At 48.7% G+C, this 26,020-nt stretch carries 32 protein-coding genes and 1 other RNA gene; 23 read left to right on the top strand and 10 right to left on the bottom strand.

Annotation, left to right across the window (positions count from 1 at the left end):
- Window positions 1-61 precede the first annotated feature (61 nt).
- Window positions 62-1,027 (top strand): tRNA dihydrouridine synthase, encoded by a 966-nt coding sequence (locus HMPREF2865_RS09395; RefSeq protein ID WP_049333384.1) that lies wholly within the window; start codon window positions 62-64, stop codon window positions 1,025-1,027.
- Window positions 1,028-1,068: 41 nt separating this feature from the next.
- Here the strand turns inward: HMPREF2865_RS09395 and HMPREF2865_RS09390 are convergent, their stop codons facing one another.
- The 4 genes from HMPREF2865_RS09390 to HMPREF2865_RS09375 all read right to left on the bottom strand — a co-directional run bounded on the left by HMPREF2865_RS09390 (window position 1,069) and on the right by HMPREF2865_RS09375 (window position 4,969).
- Window positions 1,069-1,794 carry a DUF8095 domain-containing protein gene (locus tag HMPREF2865_RS09390; RefSeq protein ID WP_070460044.1) on the bottom strand — a complete coding sequence of 242 codons (726 nt, stop codon included), beginning with the start codon at window positions 1,792-1,794 and terminating at the stop codon, window positions 1,069-1,071.
- 161 nt (window positions 1,795-1,955) lie between these two features.
- Window positions 1,956-2,429, bottom strand: a complete 474-nt coding sequence (dnrN, locus tag HMPREF2865_RS09385) for an iron-sulfur cluster repair protein DnrN (protein ID WP_070460041.1) — start codon at window positions 2,427-2,429, stop codon at window positions 1,956-1,958.
- A gap of 182 nt (window positions 2,430-2,611) precedes the next feature.
- The gene (locus HMPREF2865_RS09380) at window positions 2,612-3,544 is read right to left on the bottom strand and encodes an AEC family transporter (RefSeq protein WP_070646846.1); all 933 of its coding nucleotides are present in this window, start codon (window positions 3,542-3,544) and stop codon (window positions 2,612-2,614) included.
- A gap of 93 nt (window positions 3,545-3,637) precedes the next feature.
- Window positions 3,638-4,969, bottom strand: coding sequence for a YadA-like family protein (locus tag HMPREF2865_RS09375; protein ID WP_070460037.1), 1,332 nt, complete (start codon window positions 4,967-4,969; stop codon window positions 3,638-3,640).
- 308 nt (window positions 4,970-5,277) lie between these two features.
- Between HMPREF2865_RS09375 and HMPREF2865_RS09370 the strand changes: the two genes are divergently transcribed.
- Together HMPREF2865_RS09370 and HMPREF2865_RS09365 are read left to right on the top strand one after the other, a co-directional pair.
- Window positions 5,278-6,033: a GNAT family N-acetyltransferase gene (locus HMPREF2865_RS09370; protein ID WP_070625413.1), complete on the top strand. Its 756-nt coding sequence runs from the start codon at window positions 5,278-5,280 to the stop codon at window positions 6,031-6,033.
- 58 nt (window positions 6,034-6,091) lie between these two features.
- Complete coding sequence (locus HMPREF2865_RS09365; RefSeq protein ID WP_049322297.1) at window positions 6,092-6,841, top strand: lysophospholipid acyltransferase family protein; 750 nt, start codon at window positions 6,092-6,094, stop codon at window positions 6,839-6,841.
- A 53-nt stretch (window positions 6,842-6,894) separates the two neighbouring features.
- Here HMPREF2865_RS09365 and gloA read toward each other — a convergent pair whose 3' ends face one another.
- Window positions 6,895-7,308, bottom strand: coding sequence for a lactoylglutathione lyase (gene gloA / locus HMPREF2865_RS09360; protein WP_070589865.1), 414 nt, complete (start codon window positions 7,306-7,308; stop codon window positions 6,895-6,897).
- 204 nt (window positions 7,309-7,512) lie between these two features.
- Between gloA and HMPREF2865_RS09355 the strand changes: the two genes are divergently transcribed.
- Both HMPREF2865_RS09355 and HMPREF2865_RS09350 read left to right on the top strand, forming a co-directional pair.
- Entirely contained in the window at window positions 7,513-8,613 is a 1,101-nt protein-coding gene (locus tag HMPREF2865_RS09355) for a conjugal transfer protein (protein WP_070646845.1), read from the top strand.
- Window positions 8,614-8,698: 85 nt separating this feature from the next.
- On the top strand, window positions 8,699-9,163 hold the full coding sequence (locus tag HMPREF2865_RS09350; RefSeq protein ID WP_036493856.1) for a low molecular weight protein-tyrosine-phosphatase: 465 nt from the start codon (window positions 8,699-8,701) through the stop codon (window positions 9,161-9,163).
- Between the two features lie 94 nt (window positions 9,164-9,257).
- Here HMPREF2865_RS09350 and metW read toward each other — a convergent pair whose 3' ends face one another.
- Together metW and HMPREF2865_RS09340 are read right to left on the bottom strand one after the other, a co-directional pair.
- The gene (gene metW, locus HMPREF2865_RS09345) at window positions 9,258-9,839 is read right to left on the bottom strand and encodes a methionine biosynthesis protein MetW (RefSeq protein ID WP_049322294.1); all 582 of its coding nucleotides are present in this window, start codon (window positions 9,837-9,839) and stop codon (window positions 9,258-9,260) included.
- Window positions 9,836-10,975, bottom strand: coding sequence for a homoserine O-succinyltransferase MetX (locus HMPREF2865_RS09340; RefSeq protein WP_070646844.1), 1,140 nt, complete (start codon window positions 10,973-10,975; stop codon window positions 9,836-9,838). Before HMPREF2865_RS09340 ends, metW begins: the two co-directional genes overlap by 4 nt.
- Before the next feature lie 116 nt (window positions 10,976-11,091).
- On the opposite strand from HMPREF2865_RS09340, the gene HMPREF2865_RS09335 reads away from it, so the two are divergent.
- A complete protein-coding gene (locus tag HMPREF2865_RS09335) occupies window positions 11,092-11,292 on the top strand; it encodes a protein MIGRI (protein ID WP_003747144.1) in 201 nt (66 codons plus the stop codon).
- A 68-nt stretch (window positions 11,293-11,360) separates the two neighbouring features.
- Here HMPREF2865_RS09335 and nadE read toward each other — a convergent pair whose 3' ends face one another.
- Complete coding sequence (gene nadE / locus HMPREF2865_RS09330) at window positions 11,361-12,149, bottom strand: NAD(+) synthase (RefSeq protein ID WP_070646843.1); 789 nt, start codon at window positions 12,147-12,149, stop codon at window positions 11,361-11,363.
- A gap of 102 nt (window positions 12,150-12,251) precedes the next feature.
- Between nadE and HMPREF2865_RS09325 the strand changes: the two genes are divergently transcribed.
- From HMPREF2865_RS09325 to efp, 3 genes are read left to right on the top strand one after another with little or no spacing between them, the layout of a single operon-like run.
- Window positions 12,252-12,530 carry a hypothetical protein gene (locus HMPREF2865_RS09325; protein WP_070646842.1) on the top strand — a complete coding sequence of 93 codons (279 nt, stop codon included), beginning with the start codon at window positions 12,252-12,254 and terminating at the stop codon, window positions 12,528-12,530.
- Between the two features lie 31 nt (window positions 12,531-12,561).
- Window positions 12,562-13,719 carry an elongation factor P maturation arginine rhamnosyltransferase EarP gene (earP, locus tag HMPREF2865_RS09320; protein WP_070646841.1) on the top strand — a complete coding sequence of 386 codons (1,158 nt, stop codon included), beginning with the start codon at window positions 12,562-12,564 and terminating at the stop codon, window positions 13,717-13,719.
- 42 nt (window positions 13,720-13,761) lie between these two features.
- The gene (efp, locus tag HMPREF2865_RS09315; protein ID WP_070608205.1) at window positions 13,762-14,322 is read left to right on the top strand and encodes an elongation factor P; all 561 of its coding nucleotides are present in this window, start codon (window positions 13,762-13,764) and stop codon (window positions 14,320-14,322) included.
- Between the two features lie 59 nt (window positions 14,323-14,381).
- On the opposite strand, the gene HMPREF2865_RS09310 is transcribed toward efp, so the two are convergent.
- Entirely contained in the window at window positions 14,382-14,981 is a 600-nt protein-coding gene (locus HMPREF2865_RS09310) for an MlaC/ttg2D family ABC transporter substrate-binding protein (protein ID WP_070646840.1), read from the bottom strand.
- A gap of 165 nt (window positions 14,982-15,146) precedes the next feature.
- Here HMPREF2865_RS09310 and HMPREF2865_RS09305 point away from each other — a divergent pair, with 165 nt between their 5' ends.
- The 14 genes from HMPREF2865_RS09305 (at window position 15,147) to HMPREF2865_RS09240 (ending at window position 25,079) form a co-directional block, all read left to right on the top strand.
- Entirely contained in the window at window positions 15,147-15,362 is a 216-nt protein-coding gene (locus HMPREF2865_RS09305; protein ID WP_070646839.1) for a tautomerase family protein, read from the top strand.
- 84 nt (window positions 15,363-15,446) lie between these two features.
- Entirely contained in the window at window positions 15,447-16,661 is a 1,215-nt protein-coding gene (locus HMPREF2865_RS09300) for a pyridoxal phosphate-dependent aminotransferase (protein ID WP_070646838.1), read from the top strand.
- Window positions 16,662-16,774: 113 nt separating this feature from the next.
- Window positions 16,775-17,137: a transfer-messenger RNA gene (ssrA, locus tag HMPREF2865_RS09295) on the top strand.
- Window positions 17,138-17,415: 278 nt separating this feature from the next.
- Window positions 17,416-18,639, top strand: a complete 1,224-nt coding sequence (locus tag HMPREF2865_RS09290) for a tyrosine-type recombinase/integrase (RefSeq protein ID WP_070646837.1) — start codon at window positions 17,416-17,418, stop codon at window positions 18,637-18,639.
- A gap of 31 nt (window positions 18,640-18,670) precedes the next feature.
- On the top strand, window positions 18,671-19,039 hold the full coding sequence (locus HMPREF2865_RS09285; protein WP_070646836.1) for a type II toxin-antitoxin system RelE/ParE family toxin: 369 nt from the start codon (window positions 18,671-18,673) through the stop codon (window positions 19,037-19,039).
- A complete protein-coding gene (locus tag HMPREF2865_RS09280) occupies window positions 19,036-19,347 on the top strand; it encodes a helix-turn-helix domain-containing protein (protein WP_070646835.1) in 312 nt (103 codons plus the stop codon). Before HMPREF2865_RS09285 ends, HMPREF2865_RS09280 begins: the two co-directional genes overlap by 4 nt.
- A gap of 55 nt (window positions 19,348-19,402) precedes the next feature.
- Window positions 19,403-20,338 (top strand): hypothetical protein, encoded by a 936-nt coding sequence (locus HMPREF2865_RS09275; RefSeq protein WP_070646834.1) that lies wholly within the window; start codon window positions 19,403-19,405, stop codon window positions 20,336-20,338.
- A gap of 134 nt (window positions 20,339-20,472) precedes the next feature.
- On the top strand, window positions 20,473-20,703 hold the full coding sequence (locus tag HMPREF2865_RS09270) for a helix-turn-helix transcriptional regulator (protein WP_049344708.1): 231 nt from the start codon (window positions 20,473-20,475) through the stop codon (window positions 20,701-20,703).
- A gap of 132 nt (window positions 20,704-20,835) precedes the next feature.
- Window positions 20,836-21,093, top strand: a complete 258-nt coding sequence (locus tag HMPREF2865_RS09265) for a helix-turn-helix domain-containing protein (RefSeq protein WP_070646833.1) — start codon at window positions 20,836-20,838, stop codon at window positions 21,091-21,093.
- Window positions 21,094-21,377: 284 nt separating this feature from the next.
- The gene (locus tag HMPREF2865_RS09260; protein WP_070459990.1) at window positions 21,378-21,704 is read left to right on the top strand and encodes a hypothetical protein; all 327 of its coding nucleotides are present in this window, start codon (window positions 21,378-21,380) and stop codon (window positions 21,702-21,704) included.
- On the top strand, window positions 21,664-21,888 hold the full coding sequence (locus HMPREF2865_RS09255; RefSeq protein ID WP_070646832.1) for a hypothetical protein: 225 nt from the start codon (window positions 21,664-21,666) through the stop codon (window positions 21,886-21,888). Before HMPREF2865_RS09260 ends, HMPREF2865_RS09255 begins: the two co-directional genes overlap by 41 nt.
- Window positions 21,889-22,033: 145 nt before the next feature.
- Window positions 22,034-22,249: a PTS sugar transporter subunit IID gene (locus HMPREF2865_RS09250; protein ID WP_070646831.1), complete on the top strand. Its 216-nt coding sequence runs from the start codon at window positions 22,034-22,036 to the stop codon at window positions 22,247-22,249.
- Window positions 22,246-23,346 (top strand): DUF7146 domain-containing protein, encoded by a 1,101-nt coding sequence (locus HMPREF2865_RS09245; RefSeq protein WP_070646830.1) that lies wholly within the window; start codon window positions 22,246-22,248, stop codon window positions 23,344-23,346. The genes HMPREF2865_RS09250 and HMPREF2865_RS09245 overlap by 4 nt, the downstream gene beginning before the upstream one ends.
- A complete protein-coding gene (locus HMPREF2865_RS09240; protein ID WP_070646829.1) occupies window positions 23,343-25,079 on the top strand; it encodes a DUF927 domain-containing protein in 1,737 nt (578 codons plus the stop codon). Before HMPREF2865_RS09245 ends, HMPREF2865_RS09240 begins: the two co-directional genes overlap by 4 nt.
- A gap of 513 nt (window positions 25,080-25,592) precedes the next feature.
- Here HMPREF2865_RS09240 and HMPREF2865_RS12065 read toward each other — a convergent pair.
- Entirely contained in the window at window positions 25,593-25,967 is a 375-nt protein-coding gene (locus HMPREF2865_RS12065) for a hypothetical protein (RefSeq protein WP_141752540.1), read from the bottom strand.
- Between the last annotated feature and the right edge of the window lie 53 nt (window positions 25,968-26,020).

Below are 26,020 nucleotides of genomic sequence, written 5' to 3'. Positions count from 1 at the left end.
AGCTGTATTTTAACCGATATACCGCTACAATATGTCCTCCTTTTTTCAGACGGCCTGACCCATGCAGCTTATTCTTGCCCCCATGCAGGGGCTGGTGGACGATGTGATGCGCGACCTGTTGACGCGCATTGGCGGATTTGACGAATGCGTCAGCGAATTTGTCCGCATTACGCACACGGTCCACTCACGCGCCACTTGGCTTAAATATGTTCCCGAAATCGCCCATGCCAACCGCACGCCGGCCGGCACGCCCTGTACTGTCCAACTTTTGGGCAGCGATGCGGAAAACATGGCCGTCAATGCTTTAGAAGCCGTGCGTTTCGGGGCGGACAAAATCGACCTCAACTTCGGCTGCCCCGCACCGACGGTCAACAAACACAAAGGCGGCGCGGTCTTGCTCAAAGAGCCCGACTTGATTTACCACATCGTCCACACCCTGCGCCAACGCCTTCCGCAACACATTCCGCTGACTGCCAAGATGCGGCTCGGTTATGAAGATAAAAGTCTGGCATTGGAATGTGCTTCCGCGATTGAAAACGGCGGCGCATGTGCATTAACCGTCCATGCGCGCACCAAAGTCGAAGGCTACGAACCGCCGGCACATTGGGAATGGGTGCGCAAAATCCGCGATGCAGTCAGTATTCCCGTTACTGCCAACGGCGATGTATTCAGCCTTCAAGACTATCTCGACATTAAAACCGTCAGCGGATGCGACAGCGTGATGCTCGGGCGCGGCGCAGTTATCCGTCCCGACTTGGCGCGGCAAATCAAGCAATATGAAAACGGCGAAACAGTCAAAGATACCGACTTTGCCGAAGTCTCCTCATGGATAGTCCAATTCTTCGACTTATGCCTTGCCAAAGAAGCCAACAACAAATATCCGGTTGCCCGCTTGAAACAGTGGCTGGGCATGATGAAAAAAGAGTTTGAACAGGCGCAGGTATTGTTTGACCGTATCCGCGCCGTTAAAGAAGCGGATGAAGTAAAACAGATTCTGCTGTCATTTGAACAAGAGATGCATTCATGATTCAAAAAGGCCGTCTGAATTTCAGACGGCCTTTAATATGATTACTGACAGATATAATCAGCCAACAGTCTGCCTTTTTCTGCACTGGCTGCATTAGCCATATTCACCTGTCTGGTCTCAGGGCCATTCTTGGATTTCAGGGCTTCACCATATTTTCTGGCAAACTCTTTATTGGCACTGGTCACCCTTGACTCAGTGGAATCCAATATAAAACCGTCTTGCTCATATTTGCCTTGCGCAGTAATAATCAAGATATTTTCAGGCGAAGGATAATCCGGAAAATTAACATAGTTGGTAACCAGCTTGTAGGAAACGCCTTTGCCGTGTTTCATATCCTGACAGATGCCGTTAGGCGCGGTAAAGACTGCATGGCCGATCCGACTACGTCCGAAATCGTAAAAATCGACTCTCTTAGCAGTAGCCAACAGTTTTCTATCATTGTCGTCATTAATATTTAATGACTTGCCGTTTACCAAAAACAGGGTTGGCAACAAGGGGCTGCCATAAGATGCTTCCAAATTATATGCTTCGCCCAACAGCTTGCCCTGACGATACACTGTCAAGACAGGCTTTTTCAGACCATTTTCCGGATTACCGGTTTTCTTAAAAGAAATCTTCTGAAGTACATTGCCAAATTCATAATAAGGCCGCGACTGCACGCCTGTTTTCGCATCCTGCAGGGCGCTCCAGTCTCCGTCCGTCGTTTGGGCGCATGCAGTCACAGCAGCAAACAGAATACCCGATAGTAAAACTTTAGAATGTTTCATTCATAAACTCCTTCTCAAGTAAACAAAAGAACGGATGTGTGCCTTTACTGCCTAATTTTGTTTCTTTCTTTATTAAAATTTTAGAACTATTGCACTAACTTAGCAAGGGATTAAAGAACAGGCCGTCTGAACATTCAGACGGCCTTGATTAAGCTCAAATTTTAAGAAGCCAAAACGCGGTGGAACAAAATCTCATTTTCCAAATGGATATGGTCTTTCAAATCATCCACCATCTCTTTGGCCAAAGTATACAAACGGGTCCAGCTGCCGCAAGCGCCTTCGGGAAGTTCAAAATTATTGGTCAATTCTTCCAGACGCGCGATGGCTTGGTCGTGTTCTTCATGCTCGTGCATCATCACGCTGATGGGCATTGCCGCGCCGCGACCCACGCCCTGATTAATCATCGGGAACAACATGCGCTCCTCTTTCATCATGTGCATCAACAGCTCGTTTTGCATATAGGCCAACAAATCAGGAACTTCGGCAGGGAAAGTATCAGCATGAACCTGCGCCACTTTTTGCGCCAGCGGAACCAACTCTTCAAACTGGGCGCGGTGGACATTGTGGTAACGCTGCAAAATATGGTCAATGGTGGAATTGAAAGGTGCGGTTTCCCAAAGGGTAAAGTCGGTCATGGCTGTGTTCCTTTAAAGATTGATATTGGATGAATGTTAGACATAAGGATACACGCTGCAAACGGCTTTGTATAGTTTTTTAATTGCTTAATTAATTGATAATAAAAGTTATTTTCAAAATTAAAATACCAAACAGGCCATCTGAAACATAAAGTCAAAGTTTCAGACGGCCTGCCCTTTTCTTAAATAATCCAACGATATAACGCAATCATTACCGGCATGGTTACCACACAAAGCAAGGTCGTCAACCCATAAATCGCGCTGGCTTTTTGGGCATTTTTGCCGTAAACAACCGCCATTTGGGTAACCGTCGCTGCGGCAGGCGAAGTCGTTGCCAAAAAGCTGATTAAAACAACCGTATCCGCATGCGCATCATGATGGGCAAAACCGCAGGCTTTAACGGCGAAAAGCAATAATACCGGAATCAAAATCAGCCTTAAAAAAGCAACGAGATAAAGCCTCGGCGTCCACATAATCGAGCGTAACGGCAGAGAAGCCAAAAGCATGCCCGCCACCAACATAGCAACCGGGCCAATCATACTGCCCACCGTCGCCAAAGTATTATCGATAATGTGCGGCAGCTTGATTTGAAAGGCAAACATCAGCAGCCCGACCAGCATGGATAAGATGTTGATATTGGTGAAAATGGTTTTCCAAGCCACATTGCCGCGGCCGCAAATCAACAGGCGCAGATGCGTCCAAAATAAAAACGTCTGCACCAAGATAAAACCAGTGGTATAAATCACCCATTCCGCACCAAATACCGACATCACCAAAGGGATAATCAAGTTGCCCGAATTACTGTACACCGTCGCCGCGTGTTCGAGCCCATCGAGTTTGAACAAGTGTTTAAACACCCTGCCCAAAACAATCAACACCACATGGAAAAACACCGCCAGCATGACGGAAAGCTTCAGCCCTTCGATAATCTGCGGCGTATTGTCCATCTGAAAGGCATGAATCATGACGGACGGGCTGATCAGGTAAAGCGCGATAACGGAGAGCGTGTAGCTGTTTTCCGATTTCAACAGCCCGGCTTTTACCAAGGCCACGCCCATCAAAACAATCAGCGTCAGCTCGGTAATTTTTCCGGCAAGCAGGAAAGAGGTTTCCATGATAAAAAAGCGGCAAAAACGTTGATTTTACGCTTCTACCGCTTCGCATGCCAAATTCAGACGGCCTCAACATTCAAGACTATCTGAAATTTTCTACCACAGATAGGTTACGCTGGCTCCACCGCCTGCACCACCCTTAGATGCGCCGACAGCAGAACCTTTCACCAGCCATTTGCCGCTGGCGGATACTTTCGATACTCCGACAGCAAAACCGGCCTTTCCGCGCCAAACGCCGCTGCCAATGGATACCGCACCCTGTCCCGGCTGGTAAGCCTGTCCCAGATTACCCACCGCAATCGCAGCGGCAGAGCCGGCATCCGCACGGTCTTCCAGTTTTTTCATTTCTACGCGTGTTTCAGCTCGTATCTGATTGATTTGAGCAGCCACCGCCGACTCTTTTTGCTGACTATCGGCCTGCCATCTTTCCGCAAGCCTTTTAACCTGAGCCACATTTACCGCATCCGTATCCTGAGTACCGGCAGCCACATGGGTAATTTGACGGCTGTCCTTTTCATTGCCAACTGAAACCGCGCCCAATGTCGATTTCCATGTCTTGTCTTCAGATTGACTTGCCGACTGTGTCGCAAAATCATAGCCTGCCTGACCTGCAGCCAAATCTGCGATGCTTTGCGCACCCAGAGCCACCCCTTTCTCGGCTTTACCTTTGGCTTGGAAACCGAGTGCCAAAGATTTCTCTTCCAAAGCCGATGCACCGCCGCCGACTGCCGTACCACCTTCTTTACGCACACTGGAGCTGGTGCCGACAGCCAGACCGTTCAAGGCTGTAGCGGAAGACTCGACACCCAAAGCTACACTGTTTACGGCATTCGATACCGCACGCGTACCAACCGCCACTGCTTGATAACCTTCTGCTTCAGCAGCCGATGCCAGCGCAAGTGATTGAGTTCCACGTGCTTTAGCTCGATCACCTAAGGCCGTCGCGCTGAGCGCATCCGCCTCACTATCTCTGCCGATAGCTACTGCATCAATATTACTTGCCTGAGCGCCATTACCTACCGCAACGGCACGCAAAGCCGAAGCCTTGGACAGCAGACCGACTGCAACGGATTGACCGCCAGAAGCAGCCGCTGCGCCACCGACTGCTACATCATTTGTTCCCTTGGCATGGGCCCGAAAGCCAACCGCCACCGACCGCAATGCCTCCGCTTTGGATTCGCCACCCAAAGCAGTTGCGCTCAAACCGGAAGCGGCAGAATCATAACCCAAAGCCATCGCCTTATAGCCATTTGCTTTAGCCTTGTCGCCAACTGCAGCGGCATTTTCGCCCGATACGGATTCCTTACCGACAGCCAAAGAACCCGTCTTGTGCATGGTTCCAGCAACAATACCTCCGTCCGCATACGCAGTACCGAAAAAAAGCGCTAAAGCCAAACACAAAGGACTGAGCGATACATTCAGTTTCATCTTTATATTCTCCATTTTTTAAATATTAAAAATATCTCGTTCAATCAAATTAATACTTTTGAACTAGTTATATTGTATATATTTTTATTCTTATATTAAATAGTTTGGATAAATATTTTGATTTGTGTCATAAATTTCAAACATCCTGGCAAATGTTCCTGGCCATCTTTCTAAACAACCATCAGTTTCAGACGGCCTGAAGCCTTTTTCCAACAACCCGATATAATTTGCCCTGCCGCAAAGCAAATCAATATAAATCTGCCCGTATATCCGCTATAATCAGCCATTTTCTTCAAACAGGAAACATCATGTCCCCCAGCCGTTTCAATCAAACGGGCCCCAAAATCGGCCTGAGCGTACGCCTTGCAGAAACCCAAGCTGAAATCGAAGCCGCCCAAAGATTGCGCTATCAGGTTTTTGCCCAAGAACTGGGGGCGGAAATCGAAAGCGATGACGGCCGCGATGTCGATCCTTATGATGAGCATTGCCACCATCTGCTCGCGTTTGACGATGCAACCGGCGAAGTTATCGGCTGCTACCGCCTGATTACCGAAGAAACCGCAAAAAAAGTCGGCGGCTGGTACAGCGAGCATGAATTCGACCTTGAGCCTTTGAAAGACATTCTGCCGCAAACCGTCGAACTCGGCCGCGCCTGTACCCACCCGGACTACCGCAACGGCGGCTTGGTCATGCTGTTGTGGACCGGTTTGGTCAAATTCATGAAAGACGAAAACCTGCGCTTTATGATTGGTTGCGGCAGTATCGAAATGCGCGACGGCGGCAACGATGCAGCGGGCCTGTATCATGCTTTAAAAGACAAATACCTCGCTCCGGAACAATGGCGTGTCAAACCGCTCAACCCACTCAAATGGGACAGTATCACGCCGTCTGAAAATCCGCCCGTACCCGCACTGATCAAAGGCTATCTCAAAGCAGGCGCGTGGTTCTGCGGCGAGCCTTGCGTCGATGAAGCATTCAACTGCGCGGATGTGCTGATCATGATGGACATCAACCACCTTTCCGACCGCTACTTGCAGCGTTTTGCCCCTAAAACCGATTCATAATAAAAGGCCGTCTGAAACTTCAGACGGCCTGCCTAATCTTTATAAAAAAACACACACAATGACCGCCAAAATCCGTTTTATCTTCCGTCTCCTCTGCATTGCCGGCTGCCTTTTGTACGGCATGGCCGAAATGTTTTTTCTGTTTCCCTTTTACAGCAGCAAACGCAAACTGCGCGCGATCCAATTATGGTCGCTGCGCGTGCTTGCTTCCTGCGGCATGAAACTGCAAACTTTCGGCACGCCGCCGCAAGAAGGCCGCGGCCAGATGCTTATCAGCAACCATATTTCATGGTTGGACATTATGGCGGTCAACGGCGCATTCCCCGGCCGTTTCGTGGCTAAAGACGATGTGGCCAAATGGCCGGTGGTCGGTTATCTCGCTACACAGGCGCAAACGGTTTACGTCTCGCGCAACCGCGGCATCAAAGGCAATTCCGCCAAAATCGCCGGCGTGACCGAAGCGCTGAAAAACGGCGATACCGTCACCATTTTCCCCGAAGGCACCAGTACCGAAGGCCGTGAAATCCTGCCGTTCAAACCCAGCTTTTTTCAGACGGCCTATGATGCAGGCGTACCGATTATTCCGGCACTCTGCCGCTATCCGAATCCGGACGGAAGCAGCCCCAATCCGCACACCGCCTACTACGGCGACATCAGCCTCTGGCAATCTATCTGCATGGTCATCAGCCAGCCTTCCAGCACGGTCGAGCTGCATTTTCTTGATCCGATTGAAGCGGGAGAAGACCGCTACGCTACCGCGCTTCACGTACACGCCCTGTTGAGCGAAAAGCAAAAACAGTTGGGCTGATCAAACAAAAGGCCGTCTGAATATTCAGACGGCCTTTTCCATTATCTTATGTCTTAAGATGAATATTGTACCGAATCGCTACCGCTTTTCTTTTGAATAAATTCGATTTTGTAGCCGTCCGGATCTTCGACAAACGCAATCACTGTCGTGCCGTGTTTCATCGGGCCGGCTTCGCGTACCACTTTGCCGCCCATCTCTTTGACACGTTCGCACGCCGCGTAAGCATCATCGACTTCAATCGCGATATGGCCGTAAGCCTCTCCCAAGTCGTAAGACTCGGTATCCCAGTTGTGGGTCAGTTCCAAAACAGTATGGTCCGCCTCATCGCCATAACCGACAAAAGCCAAAGTAAAACGGCCTTCAGGATAATCGCGGCGGCGCAGCAATTGCATGTTCAATACGTTTTGATAAAAATCCAAAGAGCGTTCGAGATTGCCGACACGCAGCATAGTATGAAGCAAGCGCATGATTTTGTTCCTTTCTGAATTATGTTTGGTCATGGATTATAACACATCGGGCACCATCCTCTTCAGCCTCAAAATACCGACACTAAAACTGCGTAAAAATGAAGCACACACCCTGCCGTCATTTGAATTTCATGTATTAACAAGCACACCGACTGACTAAATTGCTATAATCGCCACACTTACAACACAACACTTCAAACCGCCATGAAAACCTTTGTTCTTCCCGATACCCGCCCTTATCCGCAAAGCCCTATCAAAAACCACCTTCTGCTCAATGCCTATCAGCTGGCGCACAATTCCTCCTCCGCATCACGCAAACTTTCGGCCGGTCAACTGCAAACCGAAATCCGCACCATGCTCAGCCAAAACCATTACATCAACCTTTCATTGGCGATGACTATGGCGCCCGATGTCGGCACTTACACCAGCCTGATTCAAAGCGTGGGCGAAGTCCTGAAGGCAGAAAACGATAACGAAGCCCAATGGTTTTCCCTGCCTGTCGTTTTGGTTGCCGGCTGTAAAAAAGAACAAACCCTGCCGCTCACGCTGCCTACCGAAGCCCTCTTCGCCTGCCTGCAAAACTACCCCAACCTGCGCGCCCTCACGCAAAACACGCAATGGCTGCCCTACCTCGTCCAATCGACCGACTTGAGCAGCGTTACCCCGGGCGAATGGTTCCAAGCCAAGCAAAACGATGAAGCGGCAGGCGCATTCCTGCAAAAATTCGAATACAAACCATTGGCGCTGCCCGAAGGCCAATCCGTCCATGTTGTTTACGCGCTGGGCTACGGCAATAAAGACATTCAGACGGCCTTGGGCCTCAACCTGCAACAGGCAGGCCTGCCATTGATGCAGGTTTGGCAAGAGCATCTCGCCCTCGACGGCGTTACCCTCTTTACCAACCCGCTCTCGCCCAATACACCGCTTGACGCACTGACCGACGGCAGCCACACCCGCCAACGCATGGCCATGGACGTTTTTGCCACCAACGCCATCCGCGCCATCCGTATGCAAAGCCCGCGCGTCGGTGTTGTTGCCGCAGCCAAGGCGGACGGCAAGCTCCAGTTTAGCTTCAACGCGACAGACAGCGCATTTGAAATCGTTCCGCAGACCTTCACTTGGGAGCTGGCCTCAACCGACAATATCGCCATCGTGCAGCAAAACTTCCTCGACCTGATGGCCGAATGCCGCATCGAGCACCTCTACCTGCTGCACAACCCACTGGGCGAAAATGAGAACATCCCGACTTATGCCCAAGCGTTGAAACTGGAAGGCCACAATCCTTTCTTCAGCAATGTAAACTAAATTGAAAATGCAACACGCAAGGCCGTCTGAAAACGGTTCAGCGTGTTGCATTGATTTTCAAACCTTACCGCTCATTTTCACAAACATGAAAACCCACAAAATCCTTTTCGTCTGCCTCGGCAATATCTGCCGCTCCCCCATGGCCGAATACGTCCTACGCCACCGCGCCCGCGAAGCAGGCATGGGCAATGCCGTCATCACAGCCAGCGCAGGCACATCAGGCTGGCACGACGGCGAAAACATGCACGAAGGTACGCGCCGCGTGCTCAAACAACACGGCATCGACCCGTCAGGCTTTACCAGCAGCAAAATCAAACCCAGCGATGCCGAACATTTCGACTACATCATCGTGATGGATGACAACAACCTCAGAGAAACCGAAAAGCAGCTCGGTTTTCACCCCGGCAAAATCTTCAAACTGACCGACCTTATTCCCGATTCAGGCTACAACCACGTTCCCGATCCGTGGTACACAGGCGACTTTGACGAAACCTACCGCCTGGTCGATGCCGGCAGTTTGGCCTTGTTGGAAAAATTGAAACAGGCTTAAACCGGCGGGAACAATAAAAGGCCGTCTGAACAGGTATCCGCAAAAGCCATGCTTTCGTGATGACCTGTTCAGACAGCCTTTATTAATCACCGCATCAACCTACGCGGTAAAACGCCAGGCTGCCCAATAAGTTCGGCAGATGTTTGACCTGTCGGTTGCCCGTCATGACCGCACGCTCAAGCACGCGGATTTTGTTTTTGGCACACAGCAAATCAAAATCTTTGAGGGTACACCAATGGATATTGGGCGTATCGTACCAATGATACGGCATGCGCTCGGAAACCGGCATATGGCCGCCGACGGCGATTTGAAAACGGTTGCGCCAGTAGCCGAAGTTAGGGAAGCTGACAATGGCCTGTTTGGCCACGCGCATCAGGCAGCGCAGAATTTTTTCCGTGTTCTGCATGGCTTGAATGGTTTGGCTCAAGACAATCACATCAAAACTTTGATCGCCAAACGCCGCCAAGCCCTCTTCCAAGTCGGCCTGAATAACGTTTACACCGCGGGTCATGGCGGCAATCACGCTGTCGGTATCGATTTCGATGCCGTAACCGGCACAGTTTTTATGCGCCACCAGCGCGGCCAGCAGCTCGCCGTCGCCGCAACCTAAATCGAGTACGCGGCTGCCTTCGGGTATCCAATCGTAAATGAGTTGCAAATCGTCGCGCAGATTCATTGTTGGCAGTCCTTGTAAACGTTGTTCATGTAAGCGGTAACCGCGCGGATATAGGCTTCGTCTTCCATCAAGAAGGCATCGTGGCCATGATTGGATTTAACTTCAATGTATTGCACGGATTTTTGCGCGGCGATTAATGCCTTGACCAATTCATGCGAACGTTGCGGCGAGAAGCGCCAGTCGGTGCTGAAGCTGGCAACAAAAAACTTGGCCCGCACATTCTCCACGGCGCGCGTGAGGTTGTGGCCGTAATCGGCAGCCGGGTCGAAGTAGTCGAGTGCCTTGGTCATCAGCAGATAAGTGTTGGCATCAAAGCGGCCGACAAACTTGTCGCCTTGATAGCGAAGATAAGATTCCACTTCAAATTCAACGCCGTAGCCGTATTGATAGCCGTCTGATTTTAAATCGCGGCCGAATTTTTTACCCAAGCCGTCTTCGGCAAGATAGGTGATGTGTCCCATCATGCGCGCAATACGCAAACCGCGTGAAGGAACGGTATGATGGCTGCGGTAATTGCCTTCATGGAAATCGGGATCGGTCAAAATAGCTTGACGGGCAACATCGTTAAACGCGATATTTTGAGTGGAAAGTTTAGGCGCAGAAGCGATAACGAGCGCGTGTGCAACGCGTTCAGGCAAAGAAATCGTCCATTGCAATGCCTGCATACCGCCCAAGCTGCCGCCGACAATGGCCGCCCATTTTTGAATACCGAGATAATCAGCAAGCATGGATTGGGACTTCACCCAGTCTTTGACGGTTACAACCGGAAAATCCGCACCATATTCGCGGCCGGTTTCAGGATTCTCGGACAAAGGGCCGGTACTGCCGTCGCAACCGCCCAAGTTGTTCAAACCGACTACAAAAAAGCGTTCGGTATCAATAGGTTTGCCGGGGCCGACCATATTGTCCCACCAACCGGCGTATTTATCCTCCGCACTGTGCTTGCCGGCAACGTGATGATTGCCTGACAGGGCGTGGCAGATAAGAACGGCGTTGCTTTTGTCGGCATTGAGTGTGCCATAGGTTTCAATCATCAGGTCGAAACGGGGTAAGGTTTTGCCGTTTTCCAGAGCAAGCGGTGTGTCAAACGGGATTTTCTGGGGCGTTACAATGCCCACTGAGGCATTTGTTGTCATTTGTAATTTCCAAGTGAAGCGGCAAAAGGGGTATTATAACGTTTCGTTTTTGTTTTGTGCATGAGGCTTCAGACGGCCTGCCCTGATTAAAGGCAATATTTTTGGGAGAATGTGGAATGATTGGCAGGCTTTTGCGATTTTTTTTCTTTTGCGCCATAGCGGCATTGATTGTGAACCGTTTGTTCAGCCGCCAACAAAAGCGCACCATTCGGGAAATCGCCAAAATCAGCGCGTGGGTATTACTGGGCGCGGCGGCCGCTACGCTGTTTTGGTATCTGATGATGCTGTTTTTCAAGCATATTCCCAATTCTTATTGAAATAAAATATAAAAGGCCGTCTGAAAACCTTAATCCAGCGTTTTCAGACGGCCTTTTGATATTCAAACTTAAAACAATTCTTCCGGAATCTTGCAAACCGGAATCGGATTGACTTTGTGCTGCATGGCTTTGTGCAATCGGGTATAGATTGCCAAAACTTCGCGCTGTCTGCCATCAAAATCTTCAGGCTTGTGACTGTCGTACACGCTCATCGCCCATTCGAGTTCGGGATAAGATGCGCCCATTTGTTCTTCATCGGTACGCTCGGTATCCCAAAGGCCGTCCGTCGGTACGGCTTTTTGAATGTCTTCCGAGACGTCCAGCTCGGCAGCCAACGCGTACACTTGAGTTTTGGTCAAATCGGCAATCGGGCTGATGTCCACGCCGCCGTCACCGTATTTGGTGAAGAAACCGACGCCGAAATCTTCAATTTTGTTGCCCGTCCCCGCCACCAGCAAACCATGCAGCTGACCGTAATAATAAAGCGTCGTCATGCGCAGGCGGCTGCGTGCATTGGCAAGTGCCAGCTGTTTGTTGGGAAATTCAGTTTCGCTGACTTCAACGGTATCGGCGAAAGTATCGAAAGTTTGGGTCAAATCGACACTTTGCGCTTTTACATTGGGATAACGCTGTTTCAGACGGCCCATGTGTTCTTGCGCGCGGTTGACTTGGTCGGATTTCTGACGAATCGGCATTTCCAACAACAAAACCGACAAACCGGTTTGCGCGGCAAGTGTGGAAACCACGGCAGAATCGATGCCGCCGGATACGCCGACGACAAAACCTTTGGCACGCGCCTGTTCGGCGTAATCTTTGAGCCATTGAACAATATGGCGGATGATGGCTTGGGTTTGCATAGGGATAAATGTTCGCTTCAAATAAAACGAATGATAGCCTGATTTGCACTTGTCTGAAAGACGACAGGGTATAATGCCCTTTTTATTTCTTGCACACACACCATGTCCAAACCCATCCTTCTACGCTGGCTCGCCGTCTGCCTGATTCCGCTCGCTACCCTTTTGTGGTTTGTCCTCAACCCGCCCGAAGACAAAACGCAACACCTCATCAACGGCATCATCCTTGCCTGCGAGGCCACATTTCTATTCAAATTCGTCCTCTTTGACGTCATCAAACACCACCTCAAACAAGAGCCTGAATTGAAACGGCAAAGCATATGGATGTTTATCCCGATTGTTTTGCTGATTGTTTATTTATTCCATTATTTCGGCGCATTCTGATGTTTTCAGACGGCCTTGGGCATATTTTTCCATGAACACCACCCCACCTTATACCTGCTGGATTTTCTGCAACGTCATCGACAACTTCGGTGACATCGGCGTTTCATGGCGGCTGGCGCGTGTTTTGCAACGCGAACTCGACTGGCAAGTGCATTTATGGACAGACGACTTCCCGTCCCTTCAGGCACTCTGCCCTGACTTGGCCTCGATTCCCAATATCCATCAAGGCATCTGCGTTCACGCTTGGCAAACCGACCATGCCGAAGATACCGATACAGCCCCTCCCCCCGACATCGTCATCGAAACCTTCGCCTGCGAACTGCCCGACAACGTTCAATCCATCATCCGCCGACACCGACCGCTTTGGCTCAACTGGGAATACCTCAGTGCGGAAGACAGCAACGAGAGGCTGCATTTAATGCCCTCGCCCCAGGCTGGCGGCATACAGAAATACTTTTGGTTTATGGGTTTCAGCGAAAAAAGCGGCGGCCTGCTGCGCGAACGCGATTACGCCGAATCTGCCGGATTTGATACGGAAGCCTTACGCCGACAACTCAAACTTCCCGCAAAAAACGCGCCTGAATGGCTGCTTTTCGGCTATCAAAGCGATATTTGGGCAAAATGGCTGACCATGTGGCAACAGGCCGACCAACCTATTACCCTGCTGCTTGCAGGTACACAAATCATCGCCAGCCTGAAAAACAGCGGCCTAGTGCCGCAAAATGCCCTGCTTGAAGACGGCGATGTGTATCAGAGCGAACACGTTACCCTGATCAAAATCCCTTTTGTCCCCCAACAGGATTTTGACAAACTGCTCAACCTTGCCGACGGCGCCGTCATACGCGGCGAAGACAGCTTTGTTCGCGCCCAACTTGCCGGAAAACCTTTCTTTTGGCACATCTATCCGCAAGAAGAAAATATCCATCTTGACAAACTACACGCGTTTTGGGACAAAGCGCATCAGGTTTATCCGGATGTTGTCGCCACGGCACACCGCCGCCTTTCCGACGAACTCAACAACGGTGAAGCACTCAGCGACAGCCAACGCCTGCAGGCATGGCAAACCCTGACGGCACACCAAAACGAATGGCTGCAAAGCACGGCAAAATGGCGGGACGGACTTTTTGCCCAAAAAAGTGCCGTTGAAAAACTTGCCGCCTTTATTTCAAAGCACAAAAAAATACGCTAAAATAGCGCGTTTTATTACAACCGATTTGATTGGAAAACTACAATGAAAACAGCACAAGAACTGCGCGCCGGCAACGTATTCATGGTTGGCAACGACCCTATGGTTGTTCAAAAAACTGAATATATCAAAGGCGGTCGCTCTTCCGCCAAAGTCAGCATGAAACTGAAAAACCTGCTGACCGGTGCCGCTTCTGAAAGCATTTACAAAGCCGACGACAAATTCGACGTCGTAATCTTGGCCCGCAAAAACTGTACTTACAGCTACTTTGCCGATCCAATGTACGTCTTCATGGACGAAGAATTCAACCAATACGAAATCGAAGCCGACAACATCGGCGACGCGTTGAAATTCATCGTTGACGGCATGGAAGACGTATGCGAAGTTACTTTCTACGAAGGCAACCCAATCTCCGTAGAATTGCCTACCATCATCGTTCGCGAAGTTGAATACACCGAGCCTGCCGTTAAAGGCGATACCTCCGGTAAAGTGATGAAAACCGCACGTCTGGTTGGCGGCACCGAAATCCAAGTGATGTCTTACATCGAAAACGGCGACAAAGTCGAAATCGATACCCGTACCGGCGAATTCCGCAAACGTGCTTAATCAGTCCGTAACACAAAAAGGCCGTCTGAATATTCAGACGGCCTTTTTCTCAATCTGCCTTATTGTTTCTTCAAGCCCTTGGCTTCAACAGTTGCAATCGTACCGTCAATGCCTTTGCTCTTAATCAGCTCGCCAAATTGGTTGCGGTATACCGTTACCAAGCTGGTACCGTCCACGCGGATGTTGTAAATCTTATACGCACCGCCACTTTGGTAAAGCTGGTAAGCCACTTCATACTTAGTGCCTTTTTTGGTTTGAATTTCTGAGAAAACGTCAAACTTATTGCCGTTTGCCGTCATCTTCGGCAACAGGCGCACATTCGCATCCGCCGCACCAATCAGTGCAGAATGCGAGTACATCGCAATCACCATATCTTTGAATGCACGGATAAAATCGGTTTTCTGTTTGGCAGAAAATTCACGCCATGGCGCGCCGACAGCCAAAGCCGAAATACGCTCATAATCCAAATAACGGTTGGCATACTGCTCAACCTGTTTCACACGTTGCGGCTCTGTCAAAGACGTATTGCGTGCAATTTTCAACACAGCATCAATGTTCTGCTGCATCTGCTTTTGCGCAGGATGCGTTTCCGCCGCCACATAAGGCGCGGCAATCACCATCGGCGCGGCCACAATCAAAGTCTGAAGAAAACGGTTCATGACGATATCCATCCAAAATAAAACCGCATTGTAAAAACAATCTATTCCAAAAAACTTAATTCTTTGTAAAAGCAGTCATGAGCAATGAAAAATCCTGCAATCAAATTTCAGACGGCCCGATAAAAATAAGATAACATATGAACGCTATTTTAAAAGGAAAAAGCCATGCCTTACGTCAACATCAAAGTAACCGGCGGCAGTGAAGCCCCGAGTGCAGAGCAAAAAGCCGAATTAATCCGCGGCGTCACCGAATTACTTTCACGCGTTCTCAACAAAAACCCTGAGACGACCGTCGTCGTCATTGACGAAATCGATATGGACAACTGGGGCATAGGCGGCAAAAGCGTGACGGTTCGCCGAAATGAAGCGCGCAATAACTAAACTTTGGCCGTCTGAAACCCTTTTAATTTACCCTCAAAAAGAGTACATTTATCCCATTGTCTACAATTTTACGGAACACACATCATGGAGAAATTCCCCAAATCATCAAAACTGGACCACGTTTGCTACGACATCCGCGGCCCGGTTCATAAAAAAGCCCTGCAACTGGAAGAAGAAGGCAACAAAATCCTCAAGCTCAATATCGGCAACCCTGCCCCGTTCGGCTTTGAAGCGCCCGACGAAATCTTGGTTGACGTCATCCGCAATCTGCCGACTTCTCAAGGCTATTGCGACTCCAAAGGCCTTTATTCCGCACGCAAAGCCATCGTTCATTACTATCAAACCAAAGGACTGCTCGACGTTACCGTCAACGACGTTTACATCGGCAACGGCGTGTCAGAGCTGATTACCATGTCCATGCAGGCATTGCTCAACGACGGCGATGAAATCCTGATTCCTGCGCCTGACTATCCACTGTGGACCGCCGCTGCAACACTGGCCGGCGGCAATGTGCGTCATTATTTGTGCGACGAAGAAAACGACTGGTTCCCGAATCTGGCCGATATAGAAGCCAAAATTACGCCGAAAACCAAAGCCATCGTCATCATCAACCCCAACAACCCTACCGGCGCGGTATACAGCAAAGAAATCCTGCTGGAAATCGCCGAATTAGCGCGTAAACACGGCCTGATTATTTTTGCCGACGAAATTTACGACAAAATTCTTTACGACGGTGCCGTACACCATCACATTGCCGCCCTTGCCCCCGACTTGCTGACCATTACGTTTAACGGTCTCTCCAAAGCCTACCGCGTAGCCGGTTTCCGCCAAGGCTGGATGGTGCTCAACGGCCCGAAACATCATGCCAAAGGCTATATCGAAGGCCTCGACATGCTCTCGTCTATGCGCCTTTGTGCCACCACACCCATGCAACACGCCATTCAGACGGCCTTAGGTGGATACCAAAGCATCAACGAATTCCTCCTCCCCGGCGGCCGCCTGCTCGAGCAACGCAACAAAGCATGGGAACTGGTCAACCAGATTCCGGGCATATCCTGCGTCAAACCCATGGGTGCATTGTATATGTTCCCCAAAATCGATACCGAAATGTACAGCATCCATGACGACATGAAATTCATCTACGACTTACTCGTACGTGAAAAAGTCCTGTTCGTCCAAGGCACAGGCTTTAACTGGATACGCCCCGACCACTTCCGTATCGTTACCCTGCCGCCCGTTCATCAAATCGAAGAAGCCATGGACAAACTCAAACGCTTCTTGCAAAACTACCATCAATAAACCTAAGCCAAACAGGCCGTCTGAAAAAGCAAACTGCTGTTCAGACGGCCTTTTCAATCAATCGGTAACTTGGCAAAGCACGCTGACATGCGTATAATTGACTTTTCCTATCTGGGGGCGATCTTGGTTTCGACGGGGGTTGCAAAGCAGATGCGGGCATACCGGGGTCTCAGATTTCCCGTTAAACACTGAATTTAAATAGTCGCAAACGACGAAACTTACGCACTGGCCGCTTAAGGCCTGCCGTTGCAGCAGTTGGTCAATGGGCTGTGTAGCGCAAGCTACCGCAACGTCATTCTACATTGACTGGTTTTCTGTCGGGTTACTTGGCAGGAAACGAGACTTAAGGTAACTGGTTCTCTGAAGGCCTGTTGGTCGGCATGATGGGAACGAGATTCTAAATAGACACAACTAAGTATGTAGAACGCTCTGTAGAGGACTTTCGGACGGGGGTTCGATTCCCCCCGCCTCCACCATACCCTATTTTCAGCAGTATCCTGTAATACGCATAAAGCCTTGAGCCATAACGGTTTCAAGGCTTTTTTATTACCTTGAATATGCTGGCGTATGCTTGAGTTTTCGCAATTTATAGGGTAACTTTTGGGGTAACTTTTCAGGAATTACCCAAAAAACAAGCCCGGAAAGTGGGCAAATTAGCCCTATTTTTTGAAACAAGTTACCCCAAAAGTCCATAAAACCAATTATTAACAATGGCTTAATGAGTTTTTAAAAGTTACCCCAAACTGGATTAAAAATGCCTAAACAGACGCTGCCACTTACAGATAGCCAATGCAAAAAACTACAACCGCCGAATCAATTATCAGACGGCGGCGGGTTATATCTTCAAGCAAGGGGAAACGGCAAATACTGGCGTTTTCGTTACTACCGGCCAAGCGACAACAAACGCGATGAAATGCGACTGGGTGTCTATCCTGAAATCAGCTTAAAAGAAGCAAGAGAAAAACGCGAAGAATTACGCGGGCTGATAGCAAAAGGGATAGACCCTAAGCTACACCAGCAAGACAAAGCACAGAGGCAGGCAGAGCAGCTAAAAAACACATTTGAGGCTATTGCGCGCAAATGGCACAGCGACCAAGTAGCAAAGCCAAATAAATGGAAGCCCGACCATGCACAAAGAGTTATCCGCAGCCTTGAGCTTCATATTTTCCCTGACCTTGCAACACGCAAAATAGACGAAATCATGCCGCTTGAGGTTTTAGGACTGTTGCAGAGGCTGGAATCGGCGGGGAAATATGACACGGCACAAAAAATTTATGACGTAGTAAATCAAGTTTTCAAATATGCCGTGAAACTTCGCTTGAGCCTGTTCAATCCAGCCGCCGAATTACGGGGAGAGCTGGCAAAGGTGGAGCAGAAACATTACCGCTTCATTAAAGACCCGCAAAAGCTAGGCGAAGTGTTACGGGCTTTTGACGGTTACACTGGCTTTCCGCAAACACGCGCCCTATTACAGCTTTCCCCTTATGTATTTGCCCGCCCTTCCGAATTGCGTTTATTGCGCTGGTGTGAAATTGATTGGGAGGAGCAGCAATACTATAAAGACGGCGTAAACATGAAGAACAAGATAGACCATATTGTCCCCTTGAGCCGCCAAGCCTTAGCAATACTGGACGGCTTGAAACCCGTAACGGGGCATTATGAATATGTGTTTTACAACACCAGCAAAAAACAGCCCTTGAGCGAGGGGGCAATACGGAAAGCATTAGACCGTTTAGGATTCTTGGAAGAAACCACACAGCACGGCTTTAGACATACAGCTAGCACGATATTGAATGAGATGGGCTATAACGCCGATTGGGTAGAAAGGCAACTAGCCCACAAAGACCCCAACACGACAAGAGCAGCCTACAACCATGCGGAATATTTAGAACAGCGCGCCGATATGGTTCAAAAATGGGCTGATTATCTCGATGAATTGAAAGCACATTCAGGCATATTGCAGGAAACGGCAGAATAAACTATCATCTTAAGCATTACGAAAGAAAACCATGCGGATATTTAGAAACCAGTGGATAACGAAATTTGCCAAGAAGCACAAAATCAGCGATTCCGAGCTGATAGAAGCGGTAGAGCGGGCAGATAAAGGAGTGATAGACGCAGATTTAGGCGGCGGCGTTATCAAGCAGCGCATAGCAAGGCAAGGACAAGGCAGAAGCGGCGGTTATCGTAGCCTGATATTTTTCAGGCGTGGGGAACAGGCGTTTTTCATGACTGCCTTTGCCAAGAACGACCGCGAAAACATCACGAACAAAGAACTTGCAGAATTAAAGAAAGCCGCCGCCATCATCTTGGCAATGACGGAAACCGACATAGAACAAGCCAAATCAAACGGCACTTTCACGGAGATACAGCCATGAAATACAAAAGCGAGATTTTCGCAGCAATACATGAAACCATGCAGGGACTTCACGACATCGGCGTCATTGACAAAAAAACAATGCGCGATTTTGACAAATCATGCCTGACCGAAATCAAACCATTGAGCGGCGAAGACATCAAGGCAATCAGAGAGCGCGAAGCATTATCACAAGCCGCTTTTGCCATGTATCTAAACATCGGCAAAAACCAAGTTTCCGAATGGGAGCGGGGTATTAAAAAGCCGAGCGGCGCGGCTTTGAAGCTGCTTACTATCGTCAAGAACAAGGGAATTGAGGCGATTGCCTAAAAATACGTCTGAAAATATCCGCTTCAAGTTATCGGGGAAATTTAAGGCTAACATAATGAGAACATGGGAAGAATTAGAAAATTTGGCTTGGCAGGCTAGTAGCTTTTCAGCACCAGCTACAAGCAGACTGTTAGCAGCGTTAAAGCGATTGTTGCAGAACAGGACGCATGAGCAAATTGAATATGCTATTAGATTGATTGATGAAAACATCGAATATTATTTTCAAGAGGAAGAAGATACAGCCATTCGTGAACTAAAAGAAGCCCTTCACTTTGATGATAGTCTGCATAATTTGTTCGAGTGGGATTATTCAGATGGAGAGGTAAATTGTTATCCAACACATCGAGCTATCGAATATATTCAAGAGACATCATACTTAGAAACAGAGGAAAACACTGAAGATTATGAAGCGCTACTAGGGTATGTTGAGAGATATGGGATAGATGATGAAGATGATGAGCTTCCAAATGTAAAAGAGTTTGAATTAGTCGCAGTTTTAGCTTTAAAGCATTTTGAAAATGCTATGAGTGGGTTTTGCCCACAAACTGTTGAAGATGAAGCAAGTGATATAGATTTTCCAATCCCTCTTCAAGAATGGAAAGAGTTTCATAGAAAAAATGCAGTGAGCGATTTATTGAGGGCATGGAACATTTTAAGGATTGCTGAATATGATTTTATGAGCAGTCAGAGAGATGAGGAACTGAAGAAACTTATAAAAGAAGTAAAAGAAAATGCAATTTCGGAAAACGCTAAAAGAGCAGGAAAAGCCAAGCAAAGCCCTTATGAAAAAGCAGGAACGATAGCAGCCGTAAATCAGTTATTGGAGGAAAGAAAGGGAAAGTTAAATCAAAGAGGAGGAAAAGCTGAATTAATCAGCCTGATTATCCGTAAAATTAATAACGGTGAAATCCCCGCCCCTGATGTTCCAACAGAAAGAACGGTTGTAGAGTGGATAAAAAAATTTGAGCAAAACATGAAATCAACTAGCTGACTTCATGAAATCAACACGCTATTTCATGAAATCAACACGCTACTGCCTAAACAGCCGCCCATTGAGGCGGCTATATTTGTGCCTATCGAAACGCCAGCAACCCGCAGGCGTGATTAGCCAAACGGAGGCAATAAATGCACATTATCAATATCGACAGCTTACCTGATACCGCGCAATTAACTATTGCAGAACTTGAGACAAGCCAAGCGAAAGGACGGCGCGGAATCACTCGCTTGAGTAGTAGCCAAATCAGACGACTGGAGGCAGCAGGACAATTCCCGCAATCACGCCAAATCACAGGCACGCGCAGCCGCTTTTATGTAGCAGGAGAAGTGAAGAAATGGCTTACAGAACAGGCAAGCTAATGAAAGGAGAACAGGAGTTTTCGTAACAGTACGCGCCCGCGCGCGCGATTGTAACTCAAAACCTGATTTTTAAAAAATAAGACCGCCTGAACGGACATTCAGACGGCCAAACAAATCAAAAGGTAAAAGATTATGAAAAATAATTCTATCAGTATTAAGTCCAAAACGCCAAGCCAAAGAGAGCGCATTTTAGCCCGATTGAGAAAAGGGAGCGTTACATCATGGGAGCTGGCACAGATGGGCATACTTGGCTATAACTCACGCATTATGGAGCTTCGCAGAGCGGGGCATGAAATCATAACCGTGATGGAAGAAGTGCAAAACCAATTCGGGGCGACCGTGAAACGCGGGCGGTTTTCTTTGCTGGTGTCGGAAAAGAGTAAGTCATAACGCCGTCTAACCCCGTAAAAACCATTTGACAGATTGAGCTTTGGGAAGCAGAATTAAGTTTCTCTCTTAAATACGATTAGCCCAAATCAGCAGGGTAACGCTGATTTTTTATCGCCATTTTCTCTTATGGCGTTTGAAGCCTATCACAGGCTTTGGACGGCATATCAAAGTTTATGGCGGTGTGTGGTAACGGTAACGTCCACGCCTGACTAATCGCAGGAGAGAGCACCGCCCCCTATTTCGGGCATTTCTCAAATCTCACTTTACGATTAGGAGCATTTCAAATGCAATCTTGCACTTCTACCCAAATCCAAACCATTCAAAATCAAGCCCAAACGGTAACCATCCCTTTAGAGCTGGCAAACCGCATCATGGACGCGCTGTATTACGGCGGCGAATTTATCGCCAATACGGGCGCAATCATCGACACCATTTGCGACAACATGGCCGCCCATCCCGTCCACAACACCCCCATAAGTGCGATCAGAAGCACGGCACGCCTTGCCACAGTCATTCAAACCCTAGTCCCCCATGCGGAAAACTTGGAATCTTTCGATTTGTCATCCGAGCTTGAGGGATATATTCAAAACCGACCCCATCCCGCGCCCTGACGATTCAGACGGCGGCGGCTACATCTGCAACCAATGCACCCCCAAAGGCGGCAGCGGTTTTGACCTGCTGGCGCTGGTGTTTGGTTACAGCTTTACGGAATCTGTAAATCAGGTTTCCGCCCTGCTGGAGCTTTCAGACGACCTGAAAGAATGGGCTTCTTACAGCGGAACCCACGCCGGTTAAGCCCACCTATTCCCTGAAATTTACCCGCCTTTATGCCGCCTATTTCAGACGGCATAGGGCAAACTTCGCCCTAGTGTTTTCATAACTAATTGATTTTATTAGATTCATGTTTTGAAGCACTGGAGGCAGAGCAAAGGATAAAACCATGAAACAGACCAATAAATCCGACCGTTTCCGCCGGTATTTAAACCGCGCTTTGCTGGTGTTTTGGGTGTTGCTTTTGGCTTTGGTAGTTCGAGCCTGTAACCAGCCCGCCCACGCTGACACGGAGCAACTAGAGCAGGAAACGCCCGCAATATGGGGAACCGACCCAACAGCCGGAATTGTTTTAGAACCAGTATCAGAGGAGGTAGGAAAATGAAACCAACATACCAAGACATTAAAGCCGCCGCACAATACCGCTGGCCGGAAATACACGCCGCATTAGGCATAGACCCGCGATACCTGAAAAACAAACACCAGCCCTGCCCCGCGTGTGGAGGGAAAGACCGTTTCAGATATGACGACAAGGACGGAAACGGCACATTCATTTGCAACCATTACAACAACGGCGCGGGCGATGGTTTCGGCTTGGTAATGCACTTTTTCGGGTGTGATTTTCAGACGGCCTTAAAGCAGGTTTCAGGCGTTTTAGGCATGGACAATGCAGACCCTTTGCCGATACCGCCAACACGCCCACAAGCGCAACCACGCCCCGAAAAAGACCAAATCGAGAAGCTGGCCGCATTGTGGAGAATCACAGAACCTATCCGCCCCGATTCCCCTGTTATCCAGTATCTAAAATCACGCGGTTTGGACATGGCGCATTTACCCGAAAACGTCCGTTTCCTACCTGAAAAAGACTATTGGACAACAGGCGAGGATAAGCCGCTTATGCTTGGTAGTTTCCCCTGTATGGTTTGCGCTATCCGCGATATGGACGAAGAGTTACAAGGCTTGCACCTGACCTATTTGCAGGCGAGCTATGACAAGCCATGCGGGGAGGACGGACTACACGCCCCGCGCTATCAGAAACTGGCAATCAAAGACCCTGTAACAGGCGAAACATTACCGGCCAAGAAAATGAGAAGCCGAAAGAAAGGCAGCATATCGGGGCAAGCCGTCCACCTGTTCCCGATTCCTGAAAATGGCCGCCTTGTCATTGCAGAGGGTATAGAAACCGCCCTTGCCGCCCGTGAATTATGCAAGGCTTACGATTGGGGCTTATACGCGGCCTTGAGCGCAAACAGCTTGGCAAATTTTCACTTTTTGAACGGTATAAAAGAAATTGCAATTATTGCCGATAACGACACGCCCCGCCCCGTTGGTTACAGAGCCGCTTATGACTTGGCAATGCGAGCCATTAAGCAGGGAATCAAAGCGAGCATATGGCAAAGCAAAACGCCAGGCTATGACGCATTGGACGAACTGAACGAGAAAAAGCAATCAGACAATCATTTCGGAGGACAGACAGCATGAAAAATACCGAAACAGCGAAGCAGGAAAGCACCAAAGACTACAACCTTGAGAATATCGAGTCATTCCGCCCACACCCACGCTTTGACACCAATAATCGGGGCGTATGGTGGATAAACGTTAGAACCGACAAAGACGGAGATATTGTCGAAGCAGAGCCGCTATTGCTTTCCGACCCTATCGACATCATCGGCACAGGGCAAGACAATGACGGCGCGTATTATCGGATTATCAAGTTTAAAGACAAAATCACACGCCAACAAAAGACCGCCGCCCTGCCACAAGCAGAAATTGCCGATGGGAAATGCTGGGGGCGTTTGGGGTTTTACGGCTTATCCATTGAGAGCAACCCAACAAAAAGGCGAAAACTGGCAGACTATTTGCAGAAAGAGGGAAGCCAGACAGCCTTTACCATTACCGACCGCGCAGGCTGGCACGAAGACAGCTACATTATGCCCAGCGGGGAAACCATCACAGCGACCGACAAAGACCCCGCCATTATCTACAACGGCGACACCAGCCAAGCAAAGGCATATCAGCCAAACGGAGAGCTTACCGACTGGCAACAAAACATAGCCCGATATGCAGTAGGAAATAGCCGTTTGTGCCTTGCTTTGGGGGCTTCATTTGCCGCCCCATTGCTTTCCCTGTTAAACGAAGAATCGGGGGGCTTCCACTTGATGGGCGATTCTTCAGACGGCAAAACCACAGCCGCAAAAGTAGCCTTGAGCGTATGGGGCAAACCATCAGGAAGCCTGTTGTCTTGGAGCGGTACGAAAATAGGCTTTTCCAACACAGCCGCCGCCCGTAATGATGGCTTGCTGGTGTTGGACGAAATAGGACAGGCAAGCCCGCACGTTATCGGCGATACTGTTTATAGCGTTATGAATGGTATCAACAAAGTGCAAGGCGCAAAACAAGGCGGAAACCGCGCTTTAAGCCGCTGGAAAGTGATGATGTTTTCCACCGGCGAAAAGACCCCCGATTCCATCTTGAAGCACCATAAGGGCGATTGGAACGCAGGACAAGCCGCCCGCTTGCCTAGTATCAGAGCCGCCGCGCAATACGGCATTTATGACACATTGCACGGATTTGAAGATGGCGCATTGTTGAGTGAGCATATCGCCCAATCAGCCGAAAAATATCACGGAACGGCAGGAAGACTATTTATCCGACAGCTTTTAGACGACCTAGAACAAGCCAAACAGCAGGCAACGGAGCGCATGGCCGCATTTATGGCAACCATTCCCGAATTATCAGGACAGGCGCGAAGAGTAGCAAAACGCTTTGCTATCGCCGCCGCTGCTTTGGAACTTGCCGCCCCTGTTACCGGCTTGCCCGTAGGTGTAGGCATGGCAGGCGTGAAAAAATGCTTTGATGAATGGCTGGAAGCCAACGGAGCAGGAAAACACGAAGACCGCCGAATCATTGAGCAGGCAGAAGATTTTATCGCCCAGCACGCATTAGGCACGCGGTTTATGGAATGGAGCGATAAAAGCACCAATAAAGACCATGCAGGATATAGGAAACAGGAGGGGGAAAAATTGGAATTATGGGTAATCCGCCGTGTCTTTGCCAATGAAATCGCCCAAAGTTTCGATGAAGCGAAAGTTTGCCGCGTATTGGCAGATAATGGATTGTTGAAATATAACCACAAAAACAGAGGCTATCAACACCAGCGGAAAGGTAACGGCTGGTTTCATGTTTTAGCTACAAATATAGAACTGGACGACTAATCATTTACATGGGGTTAATTCCAAAATCCTAACCAAGCCCGCCATGACCAACACAGGCGGGCTTTTTTACGTCTAAACATTCAGGCAGACCAACCAAGAAAGCATAAAATCAACAGGAATCCCCTAAATTTCAAAAATTAGGACTGTTTGACCCTTTCCCTATACCTACCCTACCAAAACAAAGAAACGCGCTTACAGCGCAATTACGCCCTGTTTCCGCTATAACCAACAAAGACAGACGAGGGATAAATAATTTCGACACCAATACGCGCGCGCGTAATAATGTAGCCCTTGAATTTTTGGAGCCCATAAAAAGGAAAGGAGACCAAGACACGCGAAAAGATAAAACCATATGCGCGAGACAAAATCACTTGTTACCTTTGTTACCACAAAATTTAACATTTATAACTATATGAATATAAATATAAAAACACAGAAAAAACGGTAACAAATGAACATAAATTTACTTGTTACCGATTTGTTACCACTTGTTACCCTTTTATATTCATATGGTTACATTAAAAAAACAGGGGCGGTAACAAATGGTAACAAGGTTAAGATTTGTATTTTGTTACCACGAAATCCACGAATAGCAAGCCTTTCAGCCATTGGTAACAAGGTAACAAACGATTTTTGCGTTTTTTTTGTATATATACGCTTTCTTTTGCGGGCAAATGAACGGCAGAACTGATACAGACAAAAGCAGACCGAAAGGCAATATCGGACGGCTGGAAAATAAAGCAAGCACCAACCCACAAGACGGCGCATGATTGCCGGTGTTACAATCAGACCATATTTCACAGCTTGGCAGAAATGCCACAAAATATTTTTGCCCCTGCCACCCAAACAGCTTAAACTGGCAATCTGACAAGGGGTAAATAGTGCCAAAAAAATGCCCCTACCTTAAAGTTTTGGGGTAACTTTTGGGGTAACTTTTACCG

The sequence above is a fragment of the Neisseria sp. HMSC073G10 genome (assembly GCF_001812605.1).
Taxonomy (GTDB): domain Bacteria; phylum Pseudomonadota; class Gammaproteobacteria; order Burkholderiales; family Neisseriaceae; genus Neisseria; species Neisseria subflava_A.
The sequence above is the reverse complement of the archived record's forward strand: the minus strand, read 5'-3'. Positions and strand labels throughout refer to the sequence as shown.

Bases quoted from the DNA above. Each gene is read 5' to 3' on its own strand.
- HMPREF2865_RS09370 (WP_070625413.1), top strand. From the start codon at position 5,278: ATGTCCCCCAGCCGTTTCAATCAAACGGGCCCCAAAATCGGCCTGAGC.
- HMPREF2865_RS09365 (WP_049322297.1), top strand. From the start codon at position 6,092: ATGACCGCCAAAATCCGTTTTATCTTCCGTCTCCTCTGCATTGCCGGC.
- metW (WP_049322294.1), bottom strand. From the start codon at position 9,839: ATGAATCTGCGCGACGATTTGCAACTCATTTACGATTGGATACCCGAA.
- HMPREF2865_RS09305 (WP_070646839.1), top strand. From the start codon at position 15,147: ATGCCTTACGTCAACATCAAAGTAACCGGCGGCAGTGAAGCCCCGAGT.
- HMPREF2865_RS09350 (WP_036493856.1), top strand. From the start codon at position 8,699: ATGAAAACCCACAAAATCCTTTTCGTCTGCCTCGGCAATATCTGCCGC.
- earP (WP_070646841.1), top strand. From the start codon at position 12,562: ATGAACACCACCCCACCTTATACCTGCTGGATTTTCTGCAACGTCATC.
- HMPREF2865_RS09245 (WP_070646830.1), top strand. From the start codon at position 22,246: ATGAAACCAACATACCAAGACATTAAAGCCGCCGCACAATACCGCTGG.
- HMPREF2865_RS09270 (WP_049344708.1), top strand. From the start codon at position 20,473: ATGCACATTATCAATATCGACAGCTTACCTGATACCGCGCAATTAACT.
- HMPREF2865_RS09340 (WP_070646844.1), bottom strand. From the start codon at position 10,975: ATGACAACAAATGCCTCAGTGGGCATTGTAACGCCCCAGAAAATCCCG.
- HMPREF2865_RS09380 (WP_070646846.1), bottom strand. From the start codon at position 3,544: ATGGAAACCTCTTTCCTGCTTGCCGGAAAAATTACCGAGCTGACGCTG.
- gloA (WP_070589865.1), bottom strand. From the start codon at position 7,308: ATGCGCTTGCTTCATACTATGCTGCGTGTCGGCAATCTCGAACGCTCT.
- nadE (WP_070646843.1), bottom strand. From the start codon at position 12,149: ATGCAAACCCAAGCCATCATCCGCCATATTGTTCAATGGCTCAAAGAT.
- HMPREF2865_RS09335 (WP_003747144.1), top strand. From the start codon at position 11,092: ATGATTGGCAGGCTTTTGCGATTTTTTTTCTTTTGCGCCATAGCGGCA.
- HMPREF2865_RS09395 (WP_049333384.1), top strand. From the start codon at position 62: ATGCAGCTTATTCTTGCCCCCATGCAGGGGCTGGTGGACGATGTGATG.
- HMPREF2865_RS09290 (WP_070646837.1), top strand. From the start codon at position 17,416: ATGCCTAAACAGACGCTGCCACTTACAGATAGCCAATGCAAAAAACTA.
- HMPREF2865_RS09240 (WP_070646829.1), top strand. From the start codon at position 23,343: ATGAAAAATACCGAAACAGCGAAGCAGGAAAGCACCAAAGACTACAAC.
- efp (WP_070608205.1), top strand. From the start codon at position 13,762: ATGAAAACAGCACAAGAACTGCGCGCCGGCAACGTATTCATGGTTGGC.
- HMPREF2865_RS09310 (WP_070646840.1), bottom strand. From the start codon at position 14,981: ATGAACCGTTTTCTTCAGACTTTGATTGTGGCCGCGCCGATGGTGATT.
- HMPREF2865_RS09265 (WP_070646833.1), top strand. From the start codon at position 20,836: ATGAAAAATAATTCTATCAGTATTAAGTCCAAAACGCCAAGCCAAAGA.
- HMPREF2865_RS09260 (WP_070459990.1), top strand. From the start codon at position 21,378: ATGCAATCTTGCACTTCTACCCAAATCCAAACCATTCAAAATCAAGCC.
- HMPREF2865_RS09280 (WP_070646835.1), top strand. From the start codon at position 19,036: ATGAAATACAAAAGCGAGATTTTCGCAGCAATACATGAAACCATGCAG.
- HMPREF2865_RS09285 (WP_070646836.1), top strand. From the start codon at position 18,671: ATGCGGATATTTAGAAACCAGTGGATAACGAAATTTGCCAAGAAGCAC.
- dnrN (WP_070460041.1), bottom strand. From the start codon at position 2,429: ATGACCGACTTTACCCTTTGGGAAACCGCACCTTTCAATTCCACCATT.
- HMPREF2865_RS09325 (WP_070646842.1), top strand. From the start codon at position 12,252: ATGTCCAAACCCATCCTTCTACGCTGGCTCGCCGTCTGCCTGATTCCG.
- HMPREF2865_RS09300 (WP_070646838.1), top strand. From the start codon at position 15,447: ATGGAGAAATTCCCCAAATCATCAAAACTGGACCACGTTTGCTACGAC.
- HMPREF2865_RS09390 (WP_070460044.1), bottom strand. From the start codon at position 1,794: ATGAAACATTCTAAAGTTTTACTATCGGGTATTCTGTTTGCTGCTGTG.
- HMPREF2865_RS09250 (WP_070646831.1), top strand. From the start codon at position 22,034: ATGAAACAGACCAATAAATCCGACCGTTTCCGCCGGTATTTAAACCGC.
- HMPREF2865_RS09275 (WP_070646834.1), top strand. From the start codon at position 19,403: ATGAGAACATGGGAAGAATTAGAAAATTTGGCTTGGCAGGCTAGTAGC.
- HMPREF2865_RS09355 (WP_070646845.1), top strand. From the start codon at position 7,513: ATGAAAACCTTTGTTCTTCCCGATACCCGCCCTTATCCGCAAAGCCCT.
- HMPREF2865_RS09375 (WP_070460037.1), bottom strand. From the start codon at position 4,969: ATGAAACTGAATGTATCGCTCAGTCCTTTGTGTTTGGCTTTAGCGCTT.